General features: G+C 47.8%; 3 protein-coding genes. 1 reads left to right on the forward strand and 2 read right to left on the reverse strand.

The genetic code is table 11. From position 1 onward, the window contains the following. Both groL and groES read right to left on the reverse strand, forming a co-directional pair. Positions 1–1,219 (reverse strand): chaperonin GroEL (groL, locus tag Q0338_RS04410; protein WP_298085697.1); only part of this gene is annotated, 1,219 nt, incomplete at its 3' end. Between the two features lie 23 nt (positions 1,220–1,242). Then, complete coding sequence (gene groES, locus Q0338_RS04415) at positions 1,243–1,503, reverse strand: co-chaperone GroES (RefSeq protein ID WP_002946739.1); 261 nt, start codon at positions 1,501–1,503, stop codon at positions 1,243–1,245. A gap of 172 nt (positions 1,504–1,675) precedes the next feature. Between groES and Q0338_RS04420 the strand changes: the two genes are divergently transcribed. Continuing rightward, positions 1,676–4,262 (forward strand): hypothetical protein (locus Q0338_RS04420; protein ID WP_298085698.1); only part of this gene is annotated, 2,587 nt, incomplete at its 3' end.

A 4,262-nucleotide genomic window follows, 5' to 3' on the forward strand; every position in this document is an offset into this window, starting at 1 on the left:
CTACGGCCGCTTTAGTCGCGCTTAGAGCATCGTCCACGCGGTCTTTTTTCTCTTTCATTTCAGTCTCGGTAGCAGCGCCAACCTTGATGACCGCTACGCCGCCGCTTAGCTTAGCTAGGCGCTCTTGTAGTTTTTCTTTATCGTAGTCGCTTGTGGTTTCTGCGATTTGAGCTTTTATTTGGATAATTCTAGCGTCGATTGCCGATTTCTCGCCTGCGCCGTTTACGATAGTCGTGTTATCTTTGTCGATGATGACGCTTGAAGCTTGACCTAGATCGCTTAGGGTCGCGCTTTCTAGCGTTCTGCCTAGCTCTTCGCTCACTACTTCGCCGCCAGTTAATATCGCGATATCCTCAAGCATCGCTTTTCTGCGATCGCCAAAGCCCGGAGCCTTAACCGCAGAGATATTTAGCACGCCGCGAAGCTTGTTTACTACTAGCGTCGCAAGCGCCTCGCCCTCGATATCTTCAGCGATGATTAGTAGCGGTTTGCCTGTTTTTTGGATCTGCTCGAGCACAGGTAGTAGGTCTTTTAAATTTGTAATCTTCTTATCAAATAGCAAGATAAACGGATTGCTTAGCTCGACCTGCATCTTTTCGGCGTTTGTGATGAAGTACGGGCTTAGATATCCGCGGTCAAACTGCATACCCTCGACCACGTTTAGCTCGTCGTGGATGGATTTTGCTTCCTCGACGGTGATGACGCCGTCTTTGCCGACTTTTTCCATCGCGTCAGCGATCAGTCCGCCGATAGCAGAGTCTGAGTTTGCCGAGATAGTCGCTACTTGCGCGATCTCTTTTTTATCGGTTACTTTGCGCGATAGGCTTTTTAGCTCGGCGATTATAGCTGCAGCCTCTTTATCCATACCGCGTTTTACCTCGACCGGATTTGCGCCTGCGGTGATGTTTCTTAAGCCCTCTTTAAAGATAGAGTGTGCTAAAACCGTAGCCGTAGTCGTACCGTCGCCCGCCTCGTCGTTTGTCTTGCTAGCGACCTCTTTTACTAGGCCTGCGCCCATGTTTTCTAGAGCGTCTTTTAGCTCTACTTCTTTAGCTACGCTCACGCCGTCTTTGGTGATCGCTGGAGCGCCGAAGCTCTTTTGCACTAGCACGTTTCTGCCGCGAGGCCCCATCGTTACTTTTACCGCGTCGTTTAGTTTTCTAACGCCTTCATATAGTTTATTTCTAGCCTCGTCTGAAAAAAATATCTCTTTTGCCATTTCTATTCCTTTATAAATTTAGATTATTTTAAAACGCCCAAAACGTCTTCGATTTTTAGAACCAAATACGTCTTGCCGTCAAGCACAACCTCGGTGCCGCCGTATTTTGCGAAAACTACGCTATCGCCCACGCTCACGCCTTCTACCTCGCTTGATACCGCCAAAACCTTGCCGCTTAAAGGTTTTTCTTTTGCATTATCGGGTATAATGATGCCCGAAGCGGTCGTTTTGACGTCCTCGAGACGCTCGACTAAGACTCGTTTGCCTAACGGTTGAAAATTCATGATTCATCCTTTATGGTTTGATTTTACTTTTTTAGCACTCTTTTGTTTTGAGTGATGAAATTATAGTCAAATTTTTAGAATTTGTCAATGATTTAGCTAAAATTCTTAACAAGTCTTAGTATAATCGGCTCAAGTTTCATAATAAAATTAAACTAAATCTAAAGGATAGACGATGAAAATTTTAGGCGCCCTGCTCGGACTGGTTTTTGCTTTGCTTATCGCGGCTTACGTTGCGGCCTTTACGGATTTTGGCAACGGCTTGGTTAAGCCGCATGTCCAAAATTTGATTAAAGAAAAAAGCGGATTTAACGTCAAATTTGACAAATTTCAGATCCGTCCGACGAGCGTAGATATCGTAGCGAACGTAAACGGCGAGATAGCGGCGAACGTAAACGGCGGGCTTTCGGTTTTCTCTCAAAGCCTCGATCTAAAATACGACGTCGCAGTTAGCGATCTAAAAAGCCTGGGCGTCAAACTAAACGAAACGATGAAAATCTCAGGCATCGCAAAAGGCAAATTTAGCGATTTCACCGCTAGCGGAGTAGGCCAAATGCTAGGCTCAAACGTGAGTTTCGACGCAAATTTAAAAGACTACAAGCCGCTTTCTTTAAAGCTCGACGCCAAAAATTTACAAGTAGAAAAGGCCCTAGCGCTAGCCGGCCAGCCTATCTACGCGCACGGTAAAATCTCCGCCATCGCAAATATCGTAGAAAGCGGCGGCAAGCCAAACGGCACCGCAAACATCGATATCATTGACGTAAAAACCGATAATGCGCTAATCGCAAAGGATTTTAACGTCACTCTGCCGTCAAATTTCGCCGCAAACGGCAAAATCGTAGCCGACGTCAAAGACGGCATCGTAAACGCCAAAAGCGCGGTGATCACGCCGCTAGCGACGATCGGCAGCGACAAGACGATCTACGATCCAAACTCAAACACCCTAAGCAGCGACGTCAAGCTCATCGTGGACGATCTGGCTAAATTTGAGCCCGTCGTGGGGCAAAAGCTTAGCGGCGCGTTTAAAGCAAACGGCAACGTCATCGCCACCGCCGGCGAGTTAAAAAACTTCGACGTCAAGATCGAGGGATTTGGCGGTAACGTCGATGCGGTGCTAAACGGCGGCAAACTAATAGCCAAAATCAGCTCGCTAAAGCTTGACGAGCTAGTTAAAATCGCCGCTTTCCCGGCGTTTGTCGGCGGAACGATCAGCGGCGAAGCGGTGCTAAACGACGTGCACAACACGCAAAATATCTCGGGCTCGGTTAAGCTCGCCACCAAAAACGCACGGCTAAATCCGGCCGAGCTAAAACAGGTCGCAAAGGAGATAAATTTGAGCAAACCTCTAGCCTTTGAACTAAACGCAAACGCCGACGTGGCAAGCTCGAAAGCCAAATTTGACGCCGCTCTAAACTCCGAGCTTTTAAAGCTAAAGAGCCTAAGCGGCGTTTACGGACTGGATGATAAAAACGCGGACGTCAAATTTGACGCGGGTATCGATGATCTGGGTAAATTTGAAGAGCTAATCGGCAAAAAACTATCGGGTAAAGTGGATGTAAAAGGCGCAGCAAAACTCGCAAAGGGCGCGCTTAGCGAGCTAGATCTAAACGCAAACGCTCTAGGCGGCAAGATAGACGCAAACCTCAAAAACGAAAAACTCGCGGCAAATCTAAGCGCGCTTTCGCTTAAAGACGCATTTACGCTGGCTGCGCTGCCAAACTACGCCGACGCCGTGATCGACGGAACGGTAAATCTAAGCGGACTCGATCCGAAAAATCTCAGCGGTACGGCTAAATTTAACGTCAAAAACGGCATAGTAAATAGCGCGGTCGTAGCAAAAGAGCTAGATAAGCGCTTCCCAAACGGCACCAAATTTGACGCAAACGCGGATGTCGTCATAAACGGCGGCAAGGCTAAATTTGACGCGGTAGCAAACCTCGTCTCAAACGCAAACAAAAACCTAATCGCGCTAAAAAATCTAAAAGGCGACTACGAGCTTGAAAGCGGCTCGGCGAAGGCGGACTTTGAGCTTGGCATAAGAGAGCTAAAAGAGATCGAGTTTTTGGTCGGACGACCGCTTTACGGGCCTTTGCTAGTTATCGGCGACGCGACGAAAACAGGCGAAAAGCTAAGCGCGAACGTAAATTCGCGGCTCTTTAACGGCGATCTTAAGGCGGTCTTAAAAGACGATATCCTAAACGCAAATTTAAAAAGCTTCACCGCCAAAGGCCTCACCGACTTTTTGGGCCTCTCGCACGTCTATGACGGCACTGGCGATATGACGATGGACTATAATCTCGTCTCGCAAAAAGGTAAATTTGACGTCATCGTAGACGAAGGCAAGCTCGCAAAGACCGATTTTACCGAGCAAGTAAGAACCTTCACGGGGCGCGACATCACGAGCGAAATCTATAAAAACAGCAAAATAAAAGGCACGATAAACAAAAACCTCATCGACTTTAACGCCGATATGAACGCGACTAGAAGCCACGTCTCGGTAACTAGCGGCAAATACGATATGGCGACCAAGGCCGTGAACGTACCGATAAAGATGAACTACGAAAAAACCGACATCGACATCACGGTCACGGGCACTAGCGACAACCCGAAATACACGATCGGCTCGGACTACCTAAAGAGCAAGGCGGTCAAGGAGCTGGATAGATTTTTGGATAAGAAATTCGGCAAGGACGACGAAAACGGCACCACGGGCGATGCTAAAAAAGACGCTAAAAAAGATGCGATAAAAGGGCTTCTCAAGG

Origin of the sequence: uncultured Campylobacter sp. (assembly GCF_938018145.1) — a bacterium.
Lineage (GTDB): Bacteria > Campylobacterota > Campylobacteria > Campylobacterales > Campylobacteraceae > Campylobacter_A.